11 protein-coding genes are annotated in these 16,960 nt (G+C 71.5%); 8 read left to right on the forward strand and 3 right to left on the reverse strand.

Annotation, left to right across the window (positions count from 1 at the left end):
- Positions 1 to 157: 157 nt before the first annotated feature.
- Positions 158 to 1,849: a cytochrome c oxidase subunit I gene (gene ctaD, locus ACFYZQ_RS07805; protein WP_389142860.1), complete on the forward strand. Its 1,692-nt coding sequence runs from the start codon at positions 158 to 160 to the stop codon at positions 1,847 to 1,849.
- A 16-nt stretch (positions 1,850 to 1,865) separates the two neighbouring features.
- Positions 1,866 to 2,210 (forward strand): cytochrome C oxidase subunit I, encoded by a 345-nt coding sequence (locus ACFYZQ_RS07810; RefSeq protein WP_389142862.1) that lies wholly within the window; start codon positions 1,866 to 1,868, stop codon positions 2,208 to 2,210.
- 52 nt (positions 2,211 to 2,262) lie between these two features.
- On the opposite strand, the gene ACFYZQ_RS07815 is transcribed toward ACFYZQ_RS07810, so the two are convergent.
- Together ACFYZQ_RS07815 and ACFYZQ_RS07820 are read right to left on the reverse strand one after the other, a co-directional pair.
- Entirely contained in the window at positions 2,263 to 3,099 is an 837-nt protein-coding gene (locus ACFYZQ_RS07815; RefSeq protein ID WP_389142864.1) for an MBL fold metallo-hydrolase, read from the reverse strand.
- 97 nt (positions 3,100 to 3,196) lie between these two features.
- A complete protein-coding gene (locus ACFYZQ_RS07820) occupies positions 3,197 to 3,835 on the reverse strand; it encodes a DedA family protein (protein WP_389142866.1) in 639 nt (212 codons plus the stop codon).
- A gap of 427 nt (positions 3,836 to 4,262) precedes the next feature.
- Here ACFYZQ_RS07820 and ACFYZQ_RS07825 point away from each other — a divergent pair, with 427 nt between their 5' ends.
- From ACFYZQ_RS07825 to ACFYZQ_RS07850, 6 genes are all read left to right on the forward strand, one after another.
- On the forward strand, positions 4,263 to 8,711 hold the full coding sequence (locus tag ACFYZQ_RS07825) for a beta strand repeat-containing protein (RefSeq protein WP_389142869.1): 4,449 nt from the start codon (positions 4,263 to 4,265) through the stop codon (positions 8,709 to 8,711).
- Positions 8,712 to 8,850: 139 nt separating this feature from the next.
- Positions 8,851 to 9,915 carry a sodium:calcium antiporter gene (locus tag ACFYZQ_RS07830; protein ID WP_389142872.1) on the forward strand — a complete coding sequence of 355 codons (1,065 nt, stop codon included), beginning with the start codon at positions 8,851 to 8,853 and terminating at the stop codon, positions 9,913 to 9,915.
- Between the two features lie 93 nt (positions 9,916 to 10,008).
- On the forward strand, positions 10,009 to 11,028 hold the full coding sequence (locus ACFYZQ_RS07835) for a YihY/virulence factor BrkB family protein (RefSeq protein ID WP_389142875.1): 1,020 nt from the start codon (positions 10,009 to 10,011) through the stop codon (positions 11,026 to 11,028).
- 169 nt (positions 11,029 to 11,197) lie between these two features.
- Positions 11,198 to 12,400 (forward strand): YbdK family carboxylate-amine ligase, encoded by a 1,203-nt coding sequence (locus ACFYZQ_RS07840; RefSeq protein ID WP_389142878.1) that lies wholly within the window; start codon positions 11,198 to 11,200, stop codon positions 12,398 to 12,400.
- A gap of 240 nt (positions 12,401 to 12,640) precedes the next feature.
- A complete protein-coding gene (locus ACFYZQ_RS07845; protein WP_389142881.1) occupies positions 12,641 to 14,425 on the forward strand; it encodes an N-acetylglutaminylglutamine amidotransferase in 1,785 nt (594 codons plus the stop codon).
- On the forward strand, positions 14,398 to 16,557 hold the full coding sequence (locus ACFYZQ_RS07850; RefSeq protein ID WP_389142884.1) for a S9 family peptidase: 2,160 nt from the start codon (positions 14,398 to 14,400) through the stop codon (positions 16,555 to 16,557). Before ACFYZQ_RS07845 ends, ACFYZQ_RS07850 begins: the two co-directional genes overlap by 28 nt.
- A 12-nt stretch (positions 16,558 to 16,569) precedes the next feature.
- Here the strand turns inward: ACFYZQ_RS07850 and ACFYZQ_RS07855 are convergent, their stop codons facing one another.
- Complete coding sequence (locus ACFYZQ_RS07855; RefSeq protein WP_389142887.1) at positions 16,570 to 16,905, reverse strand: hypothetical protein; 336 nt, start codon at positions 16,903 to 16,905, stop codon at positions 16,570 to 16,572.
- Between the last annotated feature and the right edge of the window lie 55 nt (positions 16,906 to 16,960).

Below are 16,960 nucleotides of genomic sequence, written 5' to 3' on the forward strand. Positions count from 1 at the left end.
GAGATCTTGGCGTGGGGATCCGGTTACTCCAGTCGTGTGCCGCCGTCACGCGATCGGCCCAGTCCCGACCGCTCAGGGCGTGAACCGCGGCTCCGTACCGCCAGGATGACCGGTGACCGCCGTGGGCGAACCGCGAGCATCGGGAGACGGAAGACCTGTGAGCATTCTCGACGACGCAAAAGACCCGACCGCCACCTATGACAGTGAGTTGCCGGTCAGGCGCAGGCGGCCCGGCAGCGTCGTGGTCAAGTGGCTGACGACCACCGACCACAAGACGATCGGCACGCTGTACCTGTCGACGTCGTTCGGGTTCTTCCTGATCGCCGGCGTGATGGCACTGGTGATGCGCGCCGAACTGGCGCGCCCGGGCCTGCAGATCATCTCGAAGGAGCAGTACAACCAGGCGTTCACGATGCACGGCACGGTCATGCTGCTGATGTTCGCGACGCCGTTGTTCGCCGGCTTCACGAACTGGATCATGCCGCTGCAGATCGGCGCTCCGGACGTGGCCTTCCCCCGGCTGAACATGCTCGCCTACTGGTTCTACCTGTTCGGCTCCCTCATCGCCGTCGGTGGCTTCCTCACCCCGCAAGGTGCCGCCGACTTCGGTTGGTTCGCCTACACCCCGCTCTCCGACGTCATCCGCACTCCGGGCATCGGCGCCGACATGTGGATCATGGGTCTGGCCTTCTCCGGATTCGGCACCATCCTCGGCGCGGTCAACTTCATCACCACGATCATCTGCATGCGTGCCCCGGGCATGACCATGTTCCGCATGCCGATCTTCACCTGGAACGTGCTGCTGACCGGTGTCCTGGTCCTGCTGGCCTTCCCGGTCCTGGCCGCCGCGCTGTTCGCCCTGGAGGCCGACCGCAAGTTCGGCGCCCATGTGTACGACGCCGCGAACGGCGGCCCCCTGCTCTGGCAACACCTCTTCTGGTTCTTCGGCCACCCCGAGGTGTACATCATCGCGCTGCCGTTCTTCGGCATCATCACCGAGGTCATCCCGGTGTTCTCCCGCAAGCCGATCTTCGGCTACGCGGGCCTGGTCGCCGCCACGATCTCGATCGCCGGGCTGTCCGCGACGGTGTGGGCGCACCACATGTTCGTCACCGGCGCCGTTCTCCTGCCGTTCTTCTCCTTCATGACCTTCCTGATCGCGGTCCCGACCGGTGTGAAGTTCTTCAACTGGATCGGCACCATGTGGAAGGGCTCGCTGTCCTTCGAGACGCCGATGCTCTGGGCGGCCGGCTTTCTCGTGACGTTTCTCTTCGGCGGGCTGACCGGAATCATCCTGGCCTCGCCGCCGCTGGACTTCCATGTCTCGGACTCGTACTTCGTGGTGGCGCACTTCCACTACGTCGTCTTCGGCACCGTCGTGTTCGCGATGTTCTCCGGCTTCCACTTCTGGTGGCCGAAGTTCACCGGCAAGATGCTGGACGAGCGCCTCGGCAAGATCACCTTCTGGACGCTGTTCGTCGGCTTCCACACCACGTTCCTGGTCCAGCACTGGCTGGGTGCGGAGGGCATGCCGCGCCGTTACGCGGACTACCTGGCCGCGGACGGCTTCACCGCGCTGAACACGGTGTCGACGATCGGCTCGTTCATCCTCGGCCTGTCGATCCTGCCGTTCCTCTACAACGTGTGGAAGACGGCCAAGTACGGCGAACGGGTCGGCGTGGACGACCCGTGGGGCTACGGCCGCTCGCTCGAGTGGGCGACGTCCTGCCCGCCGCCGCGGCACAACTTCCTCACCCTGCCGCGGATCCGCAGCGAGTCCCCGGCGTTCGACCTGCACCACCCCGACATCGCGCTGGCCGAGGCCGAGGCCCACGGAGTGCGGCAGTGACCGGCCGAGGGCGCACGTGAACGAACCGCCGAGGCTCGGAGCCGACAGCGACCTCGGCAACGAGGTGGAGGGATACCTGCTGTGGCAGGCCAGGATCGCGGAGGCGGAGCAGCGGGCGCAGGAGTTCGTCGGGCCCATGGAATGGTTGACGACGTCACAACGCGCGGAGATCGAGCAGCGTTATGTCGCCGACAGCCTTCAACGCGCTCGGAAGGACCTTGAACGCATCGCGGCCCGCTGCCTGTCCCTGCGCGCCGAGTACGAGAACCGCTATCGAACGCTGCGACGGCGTTGTGTGGGCCTGACGCTGGCTGTCTGCGCCGGCTTCACCGCGATGGCCACCCTGTGGCTGGTCCTCTGAGGCGGAGCCGGGTGCCCGTCGGCCACTCTCGCGGCGGCCCCCGGTCCGGGCCTCAGCGCACAGCGGGTCGCTCACCGCGCAGCACCCGGGTGTGCTGTCCCCGAGGGCAGTGTACGAGCCGCTCGCCGAGCCCGAGTTCCCGTGCTTCTGCCAGGAAGTCGCCGAGGGGGGAGCGGAAGCGGCCGTAGTCGTCGTAGTGCACGGGCAGGATGCGCCGGTAGTCGAGGCGCCGCGCGAGTTCGGCTCCCTGCGCACCGTCCATGGTGACGACGAAACCACCGGGAAGTGTGGTGCCCCCGAGGTGGAGCACGGCCAGATCGGCGGTCGGGAAACGCCGTCCGATCTCCTCCAGACCGTCAAACACGAGCGTGTCACCGGAGACGTACAACCGCAGGCGGGCCGGCCCGTCCAGGGGGCCGAACTCCAGCATGCTGCCCATCACGGGCGGAAGCAGGCGGCGTAGCACGGGCTGCAGGGCATGCCGTCCGGGCAGGGAGGTCACGCGGACCTGTGAGCCGCCCTGCCGAAGGGTGCAGCTCTCCCAGGTGCGCAGCCCGCCTGCCCGGCGAAACCCTTGCCAGGTGCGCAGATGCCGTGCGGCATGAGGAGTCGTGATGATCGGCACCGAGCGGTCCAGGTGCCGTCGGGCCCGGCGGTCCCAGTGGTCACCGTGCAGGTGCGACAGGACGACGCCGTCGATCCGGGGCAGCTCCCGCACGTCGACAGCCGGCTCGGTCAGCCGGCGACTGACCAGCCCGTATCCCAGGTGTGCGCGCTCGCCGCGGTGAAGGAAGTTGGGGTCGGTCAGCAGGGTCAGCTCGCCGTAGCGCAGCAGGACCGTCGCATTGCCGACGAAGTGAAGATCGACCGCGTCCTCGAAGGCAGCCACGACTGTCCTAACCCGACGGCAGCAGGCCCGTCGTCGCCCGGCGCTGGTTCCTCTTCGACGGAGTACCCCGGAACCCGCATGTGCACCGACCGTCCGGTCACCCCGTCGAACGGGAGCGGTCCCGCCGGGACCGGCGGGCCTCCGCCAGCAGCGGCAGCAGCGAGAGGGCTGCGATCACGGCGACGAACAGCAACAGGTAGTCGTCGACGTGCGACACCGACGAACCCAGGAGGTATCCGGCCAGTACGAAGGTCTGGGACCAGAGCAGGCCGCCGACGGTCTGCCAGAGGGTGAACGTCCGCGCGGGCACACCGAGCGCGCCCGCCGCCGGGTGCAGCACGGTGCGCACCATCGGGACGAAGCGGCCGATCACGAGCGCCTTGCCGTATCCGTAGCGGGCCAGGAGCCGCTCCGCCCGTGCCGCCCCCTCCTTCACCCGCCGCCTCGAGGTACGGGCCAGCAGAGGCCGCCCACCGTGCCGGCCGAGCAGATAGCCCACCTGGCCGCCCGCCACGGCGCCGACGGCCGCGCACGCCAGCACCTGCCACAGCTGCAGCCGTGGCGACTGGTCACCGTTCGCAGCGCACAGCACCCCGGCTGGCAGGAGCAGCGTGTCGCCCGGCAGGAAGAAGCCGACGACCAGCAGGCCCGACTCGGCGAACAGCACCACCAGGACACCCAGCGCACCGAAGGCAGCGAGCAGCGACGCACTGTCCGTCGGGTTGACGGCGATCACGGCCTTCGCCTCCCGGTGTACTCGTCGGGCCCTGTTCCCAAGTGTCCCTTGGGCACCACTCAGGTACCCGGATCGGCGTCCGTGAACGTAAGAGCGTACGGCGGCCGACCGCCCACCGCACCTTCCGCGCGCGGACCGCGGCGCAACCACCCGGCGCGTGGCGGTAGTTGCGCGCCGGTGTCGTAGGCCGTCCCCACGCGGTCCGCGCGGCTCGCACGCTCGGCAGTTCGGGGGATTCGGTGTCATGGTCCTGGCGCGCCGAGACCACCCGGGCGCGTACTGGTGGGACCGATCGGAGCCGCCCATCTCCCTGTCGGGGGACGGCGGTCTGTGGTGCCCTGCATCCGTCACCGTCGGTAGCGGCCCCAGGCGGTGAGAGGACGAGAGACGGCCCCGACAGCCTCGATCTCTTCGGAGGGCCGCGTTCATGCCTGCAACCGTAACCTTGGTCAGCACATCGCCGGATCCATCGGTCGTCGGTCAGCCGGTGACGCTGACCGCGACCGTCATCCCGCTCGGCGCGGGGACTCCGACGGGGACGGTCACCTTCGCCGTCAGCGGCGGGCCGACCGTGACGGCGCCCGTCGTGGGCGGTACCGCGACGGCGACGGTCACCAACCTGACCGTCGGAAACCACACGGTCACCGCCACCTACAACGGTGACACCAACTTCACCTCCTCGACGGGTTCCACGATCCAGGCCGTCATCCAGGCGGCCACCACGACGACGGTGATGTCCACACCGGACCCGTCGGCCTCCGGCCAGCCGGTGACGATCACGGCGACGGTGCAGCCGGTCGCGCCGGGCACGGGCACACCGACCGGGACCGTCACCTTCTACATCAGCGGAGGGCCGACGCTGACCGCGCCGCTGGTGGGGGGAACAGCGACGGTCACCACGAGCACGCTGAGCCCCGGCTTCCACACGATCACCGCGCTCTACGGCGGGAACGCCAACTACCTCCCGTCGTCCGGGACGGACACGCAGACGGTGCAGGGCAAGGCGGCCACCACGACGACAGTGACCTCCTCGCCGGACCCGTCCGCGGTGGGGCAGCAGGTGACCTTCACGGCCACCGTGGCGCCGGTGCCCCCGGGGACGGGCACACCCACGGGCACGGTCACCTTCACCTTCGGCGACGCGTCGTCGGCGACGGTCCCCCTCGTCGCAGGTGTGGCCACGGCCAACCACATCTACACCAGCACCGCAGGGAGCCCGTACCCGGTCACCGCCACCTACAGCGGGAGCGCCGGGTTCAACCCGTCCACCGGCACCGACACCCAGACCGTACTGCCGGCGGCGACGACCACGACGGTGACCTCCAGCCCGGATCCCTCGGTGGTCGGGCAGCCGGTGACCCTCACCGCGACGGTGGCGCCGACGGCCCCGGGTGCGGGGACGCCGACGGGAACGGTCACGTTCACCTTCGGGGACGGTTCGGCGCCGGTGACGGTGCCGCTGGTCGGTGGCACCGCCACGACCACACACGCCTACACCACCACCGCGGGCAGCCCGTTCACGGTGACGGCCACCTACAGCGGCAGCGGGAACTTCGCCCCGTCCACGGGCACGGACACCCAGACCGTCAACCCCGCGGCCACCACGACGACGGTGACCTCCGCACCGGATCCGTCCACAGTGGGGCAGCCGGTGACCATCACCGCGACGGTGGCGCCCGTGACGCCCGGCGCGGGCACACCGACGGGCACGGTCACCTTCGACTTCGGCGACGGATCACCGACCCAGAGCGGCACGCTCGTGGGCGGCACGGCGACGGTCACCCACACCTACACCTCCACGGCCGGCAGTCCGTTCACCATCACCGCCGCCTACGCCGGGAGCGGCAACTTCGCCGGTTCCACGGGCACCGACACCCAGACCGTCAATCCCGCGGCCACGACCACCACGGTCACATCCGCGCCGGACCCGTCGACGGCCGGCCAGCCGGTGACCATCACCGCGACCGTGGCACCGGTCGGACCGGCGACCGGCACGCCGACGGGGAACGTCACGATCGACTTCGGCGACGGCAGCCCGGCCCAGACGGTGACCCTGACGGGCGGCACGGCGACGGTCACGCACACCTACGCCTCCACATCAGGCAGCCCGTACACGATCACCGCCTCCTACGGCGGGGACAGTGACTTCGCCGCCTCGACGGGCACCGACATCCAGACGGTCACCGTCGCCGGCACGCAGGTCACCGTCACGTCGAGCCCGGATCCGTCGGTGGTGGGGCAGCCGGTGACGTTCACCGCCACGGTCGCCCCCACCCCTCCGGGAGCCGGGACCCCGACGGGGACCGTCACCTTCGACTTCGGCGACGGCAGCGCACCGGTGACGGTGCCGGTCGCCGGCGGCACCGCCACGGCCACCCACGCCTACACCACCACAGTGGCCGGCCCGTACACCGTCGTCGCCGTCTACAGCGGTGACGCCTCCTTCCTGCCCGCCGCCGGCACGGACACCCAGACGGTGACCGCGGCCGGCACCACGACCACCGTCACGTCGAGCCCGGATCCGTCGGTGGTGGGCCGGCTCGTGACGTTCACCGCCACGGTCGCCCCGACTGCTCCGGGAGCCGGGTCCCCGACGGGCACGGTCACCTTCGACTTCGGTGACGGCAGCCCGACGGTGACGGTTCCGGTCGTCGGCGGCACGGCCACGGCCACCCACGCCTACACCAGCACCGCAGGCAGCCCGTACCCGGTGTCGGCGACGTACAGCGGCAACAGCGACTTCGCCGCTTCGACGGGCACGGACACCCAGACGGTGACCGCGGCCGGCACCACGACCACCGTCACGTCGAGCCCGGATCCGTCGGTGGTGGGGCAGCCGGTGACGTTCACCGCCACGGTCGCCCCGACTGCTCCGGGAGCCGGGACCCCGACGGGCACGGTCACCTTCGACTTCGGTGACGGCAGCTCCACCCAGACCGCGGCGGTCACGGGTGGTACGGCCACCGCCACCCACACCTACACCTCCACGTCCGGCAGTCCGTACACCGTCACCGCCACCTACAGCGGCGACAGCGACTTCACCGCCTCGACCGGCACCGACACCCAGACCGTGGCAGCGACGGGAACCACCACCACCGTCGCCACCAGTCCCGACCCCTCGGTGGTCGGCCAACCGGTCAACATCACCGTGACGGTGGCCGCCACGGCACCCGGCAACGGAACACCGACCGGCAACGTGATCGTCACCTACGGGGACGGATCACCGGCCGACACGGTGACGCTGGTCGGCGGCACGGCGACGGTCACCCACACCTACACCGGCACCGCGGGCAGCCCGTACACGGTCACCGCCACCTACAGCGGGAACGCCGACTTCAGCGCCTCCACGGGTACCGACACCCAGATCGTGATCGCGGCCCAGACGACCACCACGGTCACCTCGACCCCCGACCCGTCGGTCTTCGGCCAGCAGGTGACGATCACCGCCACGGTGACGCCCAACGCACCCGCGGCCGGTACGCCCGGCGGGACGGTGTTCTTCGTCATCAGCGGCGGCCCGGTCCTCACCGCGCCCGTCACCGGCGGCACCGCCACCGTCACCACCACCGCCCTGACGGTCGGCGCACACACCATCACCGCCATCTACACCGGCAACGGAAACTTCGGCCCGTCGGTCGGCACCGACACCCACACGGTGAACCAGTCGGCCACGACGACCCAGGTGACGTCTTCCTCCGACCCGTCGGTGGTGGGCCAGCAGGTGACGGCCACGGCGACGGTGTCCGCGACCGCTCCGGGCGCGGGGACGCCGACCGGGACCGTCACCTTCGACTTCGGCGACGGCAGCGCGCCGGTCCCGGGAGTCGTCGTGGGCGGCACGGCCACGGCCACCCACACCTACACCACGACGACGGGCAGCCCGTTCACCATCACGGCCGTCTACGGCGGAGACACCAGCTTCGCCGGCTCCTCGGACACCGACCCCCACACGGTCGACGCGGCGGACACCACCACCGCGGTGGCCTCCACGCCGGATCCGTCGGTGGTGGGCCAGCAGGTGACGGTTACGGCGACCGTGTCCGCGACCGCTCCGGGCGCGGGGACGCCGACGGGGACGGTGACCTTCGACTTCGGTGACGGGTCACCGGACGCGACGGGAACCCTGGTGGGCGGCGTGGCCACCGTCACGCACACGTACACCGCCACCGCGGGCAGCCCGTACACCATCACCGCGACCTACGGCGGGGACACGGACTTCGCGGTTGCCACGGGTACGGACACGCAGACGGTGGGCCAGGCCACGACCACGGCGACGGTGGCGTCCTCGCCGGATCCGTCGGTGGTGGGCGAGCCGGTGACGGTGTCCGCGACGGTGTCCGCGACCGCTCCGGGTGCGGGGACGCCGACGGGGACGGTGACCGTCGACTTCGGTGACGGGTCGGGGACGGTTCCGGCGACGGTGGCGGGCGGTGTGGCCACCGCCACCCACGCCTACACGGCCGTGGCGGGCAGCCCCTACACGATCACCGCGACCTACGGCGGGGACACGGACTTCGCCGTTGCCACGGGTACGGACACGCAGACGGTGGGCCAGGCCACGACCACGGCGACGGTGACGTCCTCTCCCGATCCGTCGGTGGAGGGCGACTCGGTGACGGTGACGGCGACGGTGTCCGCGACCGCTCCGGGTGCGGGGACGCCGACGGGGACGGTGACCGTCGACTTCGGTGACGGGTCGGGGACGGTTCCGGCGACGGTGGCGGGCGGTGTGGCCACCGCCACGCACGTCTACACGGACGCGGCGGGCAGCCCGTACACCATCACCGCCACCTACGGCGGGGACACGGACTTCGCCGGTGCCACCGCGACGGGCACCCAGGAGGTCGAACCCGCCGCCACCGCATCCGGAGCGTAGTCGTAAGCCGGGTCGCACAGCCGACTCGCGCCTCGCCGAGGGGTGACGCCCGACCGGGAGACCGGCCGAGCGTCACCCCTGAGACGTCCAGGGGGGATGCGCATGCCATGCAACGCCGCCACCGGGTACTCGCCGCGCCATGGGATCTTTGAGCTCTCCGGTGCTGCTGCTGTTGTTCGTGGCCAGTGCGGCCGTCATCTGGTACGCAGGCATCAAGTTGTCCGACACCACCGACGTGCTGGCCGAACGTCTCCACCTGGGCAGCGCGCTGGGCGGGCTCGTCCTCCTCGCGGTCGCCACCAACCTGCCCGAGATCGCCATCACGGTCTCGGCCGCCCTGGCCGGCCAACTCGACGTCGCCGTCGGCAACATCCTCGGCGGGATCGCCGTCCAGACCGTCGTCCTGGCCATTCTCGACGCCGCCGGAGTCCGGCCCCGGGCTCCGCTGACCCGTCTGGCGGCCAGCCTCCAACTCGTCCTGGAGGGCGCGCTCGTGGTGGTCGTCCTGGCCGTGGTGGTCATGGGGACCCAGCTCTCCCCGGATCTGCACGCCGCCCGGGTGGCCCCCGCATCCCTGGCGATCGCCGTGCTGTGGCTGATCGGACTGCTGCTGCTCAACCGGGCCGGCCGCGGTCTGCCCTGGCGCGAGGGCGGTGACGCCCCGGACAACCAGCCCGAGCCGCGCGGACATTCCCGCGGGAAGAAGGAGAAGGCCGCCACCGACCAGGGCGTCGGCACCCGGCGTGCCGCGCTCGTCTTCGCCGTCGCCGCCCTGGCGACACTCGTCGCGGGCGTCGTCATCGAACGCACCGGCGAGGAGTTCTTCGGCCGGCAGGGTCTCAGCGGCGTCCTGTTCGGCGCGACCGTCCTGGCCACGGCGACCTCTCTTCCCGAGATCAGCACCGGCCTGACCTCCACCAAACTCGGTGACTACCAGCTCGCCGTCAGCGACATCTTCGGCGGCAACGCCTTCCTGCCCGTGCTGTTCCTCCCCGCGGCCGTCATCTCCGGCAAGCCGGTCCTGCCGGCCGCGCACGACACCGACATCTACCTCACCGCCCTCGGCATCATCCTCACCGTCGTCTACATGACGGGGCTCGTCTTCCGCCCCCGCCGCCAGTACGCGCGCATGGGGGTCGACAGCATCACCGCCATCGTCGTCTACCTGATCGGCATCACCGGACTGGCCACCATTGCCACGTAGCGTGGCCGTGGGTTCCTGCCCAGGACGGGGTACTGGTTCTGGTGCGGATGTCCATCGGGCCGGTCCGAACCGGTCGGCGGAAGAAGAACCGAGATGGGAGTCCTGGCACGAGCCGACGCGTACCAGCGGTGCCACCGCTGGGCGGGGCTTCCGCTTGCGGTGGTCTACAAGTTCTACGACGACCAGGGGACCTATCTCGCCGCCCTGCTCGCCTACTACGCCTTCGTGTCCCTCTTCCCGCTGCTGCTCATCCTCGTCGCCGTCCTCGGCGCTCTGCTCAGCGGCAGCCAGGCCATGCAGGAACGCTTCCTCGACTCCGCCCTCCGGGAGTTCCCGGTCATCGGCGACCAGATCGGCCAGAGCGTGCACTCCCTGCAGGGCAGCGGCGTGGCACTGGGACTGGGGGTGGCGGGCACCCTCTACGGAACCCTCGGAGTGGCCCAGGCCGCGCAGCACGCCCTCAACAAGATATGGGCCGTGCCCCGGCACGCCCGGTCGGACCCCCTCCGTTCCCGGCTGAAGGGGCTGCTGTTCCTGACCGTACTCGCGGTGGGCCTGTGCGTGGCGACTCTGCTCTCCACCGTGGTGTCGACGGCGACCGTCTTCGGCACCAGCCTGGCGACGGGGGCCAGAGCCGCCGCGGTCGTCGCCGCGATCGCCCTGAACGCGTTCCTGCTCCTGGTGAGTCACCAGGTGCTGACCCACCGCCGACTCCCACTGCGCCAGGTGTACGGCGCCGCGCTCGGGGGCGCCTGCGCCTGGCAGGTGCTGCAATGGGGCGGCTCCTACTACGTGAACCACCTCCTCCGCGGGGCCACGGCCACCTACGGCATGTTCGGCATCGTCCTCGGCCTGCTCGCCTGGCTCTACCTGGGAGCGCTCGTCTTCCTGCTGACAGCCGAGGTGAGCGCGGTACGGGCCATGCGGCTGTGGCCGCGCAGCCTGCTGACCCCCTTCACCGACCGGGTACGGCTCAGCCCCGGCGACCGCCGCGCCTACCAGACCTACGCCGCCACCGAGGTGTTCAAGGGCTTCGAAAAGGTGCAGGTCGATTTCGGCCGCCCACCGCGGCCGGCCTCGGACGACCATCCCCCTGACTGCGACGCGTCGTAGCCGCCCCTGCGCGCTCATCTGTGAGGACCCCGGCACATAGTGTCGATCAACGGGCTTGTCCACGGCCGATCCGGGGCACTCGGACCACGCCGACCGGCGGACACCGGCCGTCGGGTCAACCCGGTGGCGGCCACTGACCAGGCCGATGACCACATACAGGGGAGAAGCCGTGACACCACGTATCGGGGCAGAAGAAGAGTTCCACGTGCTGGACGTGGAGAGCGGGCAGCTCGTCCCACGGGCCGGCGAACTGCTCGCCCGCATGGACAGACCCGGCTTCACCAGTGAGCTCAAGCAGACCGTCGTGGAGAGCAACAGCGAGGTGCACGGCACACTCGACGGCCTGTACGAGGATCTGGCCGCGGCGCGGCGCCGGCTCGACGCGGCGGCCACCACGCTCGGCCTGGCGGTGGTGGCCGCCGGGACAGTGCCGCTGGCCCACGTCCGTTCCCTGGACGTCACCGCCGATCCCCGCTACCGGCGCATGGCCGACGACTACCGTCTGGTCGCCGACGAACAGCTCATCTGCAGTGCGCAGATCCATGTCGACGTGCCCGACCGGGACACCGCCGTACGCGCCATGTGCCTGGTCTCCCCATGGCTGCCGCCGCTGCTGGCCCTCTCGGCCAGCTCCCCGTTCTGGCTGGGAGCGGACACCGGGTACGCCAGCTGGCGAACCATGCTGTGGCAGCGCTGGCCGACCGCGGGACCGGCCGGCTGCTACACGGACGCCGCGGAGTACGACGCGGCCCTCGCCGAGCTGATCCGCTCGGGAGTCATCAGCGACGCCGGCATGGTCTACCACGACATACGGCCTTCGGCGCACCAGCGGACGCTTGAACTGCGCATCTGCGACGCCTGCCCGCGGGTGGAGACCGTGGTGCTGGTCGCCGGTCTCTTCCGCGCCCTGGTGCGCGATGCGTGCGAGAGCCTGGAGCGCCGGGACCACCCCGGCTACGGCGGCCGCCACGACTGGCACGACTGGCTGCGGGCCGCCACCTGGCGTGCCGCACGATCCGGTCTGGAAGGGCACCTGGTCGACCCGGTGGCCCGGTGCGCGGCACCGGCCCCCGTGGTGCTGCGCGGCATGCTGGGCAGACTGCGGCCGGCTCTGGAGGCGTCCGGCGACTGGGACACCGTACGGGGACTGCTCGACGAAGCACTCCGCGGTGGCAGCGCGGCCCACCGGCTGCGGCAGGCCGCGCAGCGCGCCGACCTCCTCGCCGCCATCGACCTGCTGGTGGCCGAGACCCGCGGGGAACAAGCGGCACGGCGTGCCGTCATCCACCCTCCGTGCGCCACCACGGCCGGGAACACCGGCCGCACGGACCCGTACGTCGGCGGGCCCCCGGCCCCGAGCGTGAGCGCCTGATCGTCCGACGCGCAGGCCTCCGCCGCGCCCAGGGTCCGCGCCCCACCGGCCCCGCGCTTCGGCGCCTTTCGACGTGACCGTCACCAAGGAGAATCGAACCGCCATGCTCAGCACACACCATCCCTCGGCCCCCCACCATCCATGCCCCGCCGGGGCCGACACGCCCCGGCCCCCGCACCGGCCCCGCAGCTGCGTCGCGCGACCAGGACGGCCCGGGGGGCAGCGAAGGGAGGCCCCCTGATGTGCGGGCTCAGCGGCGAGATCCGGTTCTCGGGCCGACGGCCGGACATGGCGGCGGTGGAACGCATGACCGACCGGCTGGCGCCCCGCGGCCCCGACGGCCGCGGACTGTGGTCCCAGGGACCGGTGGCCCTCGGCCACCGCCGACTGAAGATCATCGACCTGTCCGAGAGCGGCGCCCAGCCCATGGCCGACCCCCGGGCCAGGATCGCGGGTGTATTCAACGGCTGTGTCTACAACTACCGCGAGCTGCGCGAGGAACTGCGCACGCTCGGTCACCACTTCTTCTCGGACTCCGACACCGAGGTGGTGCTCAAGGCGTACCAGCAGTGGGGAACCGCCTGCGTCGAGCGTTTCTACGGCATGTTCGCGTTCGTGATCGTCGAGCAGGACACCGGGCGGACGGTACTGGCCCGCGACCGGCTCGGCATCAAACCCCTTTACCTGGCTCCGACCCGGGACCGGCTCCGGTTCGCCTCCTCGCTCCCCGCACTCCTGGCCGGTGGCGACGTCGACACCTCGCTCGACCCGGTCGCCCTGCACCAATACCTCAGCTGGCACGCGACCGTGGCGGCACCCCGCACCGTTCTGAGCGGGGTGCGCAAGCTCCCGCCGGCCACCGTGCGGGTCGTCGAGGCGGACGGCACCCACCGGGACCACCGTTACTGGCAGCCCGCGTACATCCGTCGCCCCGAACACGCCCGGATGAGCGCCGAGGACTGGACGGACGCGGTGCTCGACGCGCTGCGCACCGCGGTCCGCCGCCGGATGGTCGCCGACGTGCCGGTGGGCGTGCTGCTCTCGGGCGGCCTGGACTCCAGCCTCATCGTTGCCCTGCTGGCCGACGAGGGGCAGGACGACCTGGCGACCTTCAGCGTCGGGTTCGAGTCCGAGGGCGGTGAGGAGGGGGACGAGTTCCACTACTCCGACCTCGTGGCACGCCACTTCGACACCCGGCACCACCAGCTCATGGTCCCGTCGGACCGGGTCTCCGGCGCCCTGGACGAGGCGGTGGCGGCCATGAGCGAGCCCATGATGAGCCACGACACGGTGGCCTTCCACCTGCTGTCCGAGCAGGTCGCCAAGGAGGTCAAGGTCGTTCAGAGCGGCCAGGGTGCCGACGAGGTGTTCGCGGGCTACCACTGGTACCCGGCCATGGCGCGTGTACCGCGGCAGCGCGCCGCCGAGGCGTACATCGACACCTACTTCGACCGGTCGCACGCCGACCTGTCACACATCCTCCGGCCCGGTCTCCTGTGCGACCACGACGCCTCCGCCGAGTTCGTACGCGAGCACATGGCGGCCGAGGGCGCCGAGACGGCGCTGGACGCCGAACTGCGGCTGGACACCCACGTGATGATGGTCGACGACCCCGTCAAACGGGTCGACAACATGACGATGGACTGGGGTCTGGAGGCGAGAGTGCCGTTCCTCGACCACGAACTGGTCGAGCTGGCCGCCTGCTGCCCGCCCGAGCTGAAGCTCGCGGACGGCGGCAAGGGCGTCCTGAAGGCCGCCGGGCGCAAGGTCCTGCCGCGCGAGGTCGTCGACCGGCCCAAGGGCTACTTCCCGGTCCCCGCGATCAAGCACATGGCCGGCCCGGTGCTGCAGCGGGTCCGCGACGCCCTCACCGCACCCGAGGCCAGAACCCGTGGTGTCTTCCGCCAGGAGTACGTCGCCGACCTGCTGGCGGCACCCAACGAGCATCGCACCAGGCGAGGAGCGAACACACTGTGGCAGGTAGCGCTGCTGGAGATATGGCTGCAGACGCACGGGATCCGCTGACCGGGACGGGCTCAGGCGACAGCAGTCCGGCGGCCCTGCCCGGCGCCACGGTCCTCGAGGCGGGGGACACGACCGGGGACGGGCAAGCCCCCGCGCCGCTGCCCGGCCGGGCGGGGCCGGGCCAGGAACCGCGCGGTGCCGCCCGGGCGACGGCGGTGCACCCCGCGCCGGAGCCGGTGCTCCTCTCGGAGGCCTCCGCACCGCACGACGTACCGCAGCCCCTGACGGCCCACGGCTGCTGGTACCCCTCGGTGGACCCCCTCGGCCGGTACATCGCCTTCATCTGCGACCGGACCGGCGTCCCGCAGTTGTGGACGGGCCCCGTCGACGGCGGGGAGGTGCACCTGCTGGACGCCGACCTCGACCCGGTGATCGAGGTGTCCTGGTCCCCGGACGGCCGCTGGATCGCCTACACCACCGCCCCAGGAGGCGGGGAGCTCGACCGGGTACTGTGCGTACGCCCCGACGGCACCGGGCGGCGACTGCTCGCCGGCGGGGAACCGGGCACATCCGCGTACCTCGGCTGCTGGCGGCACGACGGCTCGGCCCTCGCGGTGACCGTCACCGAACCCGTGGCGTCCGCGCCGTCCGAACAGTCCCGCCCGGGCGACCGGAGGGGCCGCGACGGCCGTGCGGTCCTGCTGGGCGAAACCCCGCTCACCACGACGGCGGCGCTGCGGGAACCGAGGACGCTCGCGGCGTACCTGGTCGACCCCGAGGGCGGGAACGCGCCGACGCTGCTGGCGAGCGAACGCGGAGCCCCCACGCTGCGTGTGTGCGACCTGAGCCGGGACGGCGGGTTCGCCCTGCTGCGCAGGGGGCCGCGAGGCCGCCGGGAGGCGCTGGTGGTGCGCACCCGTGATCGTGCGGTCACCTGCACGGTCCGGGTCGCCGACGGCGACCCCTGGATCGGCGGCTTCGCCCCGGACGGCCGCACCGTGTGGCTGCGCAGTGACACCGACCGTGAGTACGCCGCCCTGCTCGCCCTCCGGCTCGATGCGCGGGGAGAGCTGCTGGGGCACACCGTGGCCGCCGCCCGCGACGACTGTGACCTGGAACTGCTGGCCCTCGACCGCGACGGACGCAGCGCCCTGCTCTCCTGGAACGTGCGCGGCGTCAGCGAACTAGAGGTCACGGCCCTGACCCCGGCCCCGGCGGCCGGGCCGTCCCGCGCCGTGACACTGCCCCACGAGGTGGTCACCCGCCTGGCACCCACCGCCGACCCCGACGGCCCCGTCGTGGCACTGTCGGGATCCCGGCGGCGTCCCGGCGTGTGGTGGCTGCCCCAGGGAGTCGCGCTGCGGACCGCCTGGTCCTCGCGCGACGAGGACGCGGTCCCCGGCACCCGCCCGCCCGTTCGGCCGGTCCCTGTCCGCCCCGTCGCCGGGGACGGCCTCACCCTCGGTGGCTGGTACTACAGGGCACCGGGCAGGCACCCGGGCGAGCCCGCGCCCTGCGTGCTGCATCTGCACGGCGGACCGGAGGAACAGGAGCGCCCGGTCCTCGACCCGCTGTACCACGAGCTGCTCGGCCGGGGACTGGACGTCTTCGCCCCCGACATCCGCGGCTCCTCCGGCTACGGTCGCTCCTTCGTCGACGCCGACCTGGGCGAAGGCCGCTTCGCCGCGATCGAGGACGTCGCCGCGTGCGCGGCCCACGTGGTCGTGGAGGGCCTGGCCGATCCCCGGCGCCTCGCGGTGATGGGCCGCTCGTACGGCGGTTACCTGGTGATGGCCTCCCTGGTGTGGCATCCGGAGCTGTTCCGCACCGGTGTCGCGGTCTGCGGGATGTCCGACCTGAACACCTTCTTCGCGGGCACCGAACCGTGGATCGCCGAGTCGGCCGCCCACAAGTACGGGCACCCGGAACGCGATCGGGACCTGCTGCGGGCCCTGTCGCCGATGAGCCGCATCGACGCCCTGCGTGTCCCGGTCCTGGCCGTGCACGGCGAGCACGACACCAACGTGCCACCGGGGGAGTCGGAGCAGTTCGTACGGGCGGCCAGGGAACACGGACTGGACGCGGAACTGCTGATGCTGCGCGAGGAGGGCCACGACTTCCGCCGGGCGGACAACCGCCGCCTGTTCCGCCGGACCGCCGCGGACTGGATGGAACGACACCTGCTGGGCTGACGGCGGCGCGCTTCACTCCGGATGGGCCACCGCATCTTTCTGCAGCTGCAGCGCCGCACGCAGGCTCAGCGTGCGCTCCGCCTTGCGCAGCGCACGGATCGCCGCGACCGAGGCGATGTCGCCCGTGAAGCCGGCGGCGGCCAGCCGGGAGCGGACCCAGCGGGCACGCAGCCGGCCTTCGGTGGCGGCGGCGGTGGACTCGACGAGTGCGGCGGCACGCTTTAGGCCCGGGCGGTCCTCCGGCGAGGCCTCGGCCAGCGCCTGGCGCAGGGCCGCCGCGACCACGTCCGAGTCCCGGACGAGCAGTACGAAGTTGTGTTCCTTGTTCAGTCCCACGATTCCTGTCATGCGGATCATCGTGATCGTCATGTTCCGCGGTTGCCAAGCGACTTGAGGAGTATCA

The sequence above is a fragment of the Streptomyces sp. NPDC001843 genome (assembly GCF_042891955.1).
Taxonomy (GTDB): Bacteria; Actinomycetota; Actinomycetes; order Streptomycetales; family Streptomycetaceae; genus Streptomyces.

Excerpts from the sequence above, each read along its gene's own strand:
- ACFYZQ_RS07825 (WP_389142869.1), top strand. The coding sequence starts at position 4,263 with ATGCCTGCAACCGTAACCTTGGTCAGCACATCGCCGGATCCATCGGTC.
- ACFYZQ_RS07830 (WP_389142872.1), top strand. The coding sequence starts at position 8,851 with ATGGGATCTTTGAGCTCTCCGGTGCTGCTGCTGTTGTTCGTGGCCAGT.
- ACFYZQ_RS07835 (WP_389142875.1), top strand. The coding sequence starts at position 10,009 with ATGGGAGTCCTGGCACGAGCCGACGCGTACCAGCGGTGCCACCGCTGG.
- ACFYZQ_RS07845 (WP_389142881.1), top strand. The coding sequence starts at position 12,641 with ATGTGCGGGCTCAGCGGCGAGATCCGGTTCTCGGGCCGACGGCCGGAC.
- ACFYZQ_RS07850 (WP_389142884.1), top strand. The coding sequence starts at position 14,398 with ATGGCTGCAGACGCACGGGATCCGCTGACCGGGACGGGCTCAGGCGAC.
- ACFYZQ_RS07855 (WP_389142887.1), bottom strand. The coding sequence starts at position 16,905 with ATGACAGGAATCGTGGGACTGAACAAGGAACACAACTTCGTACTGCTC.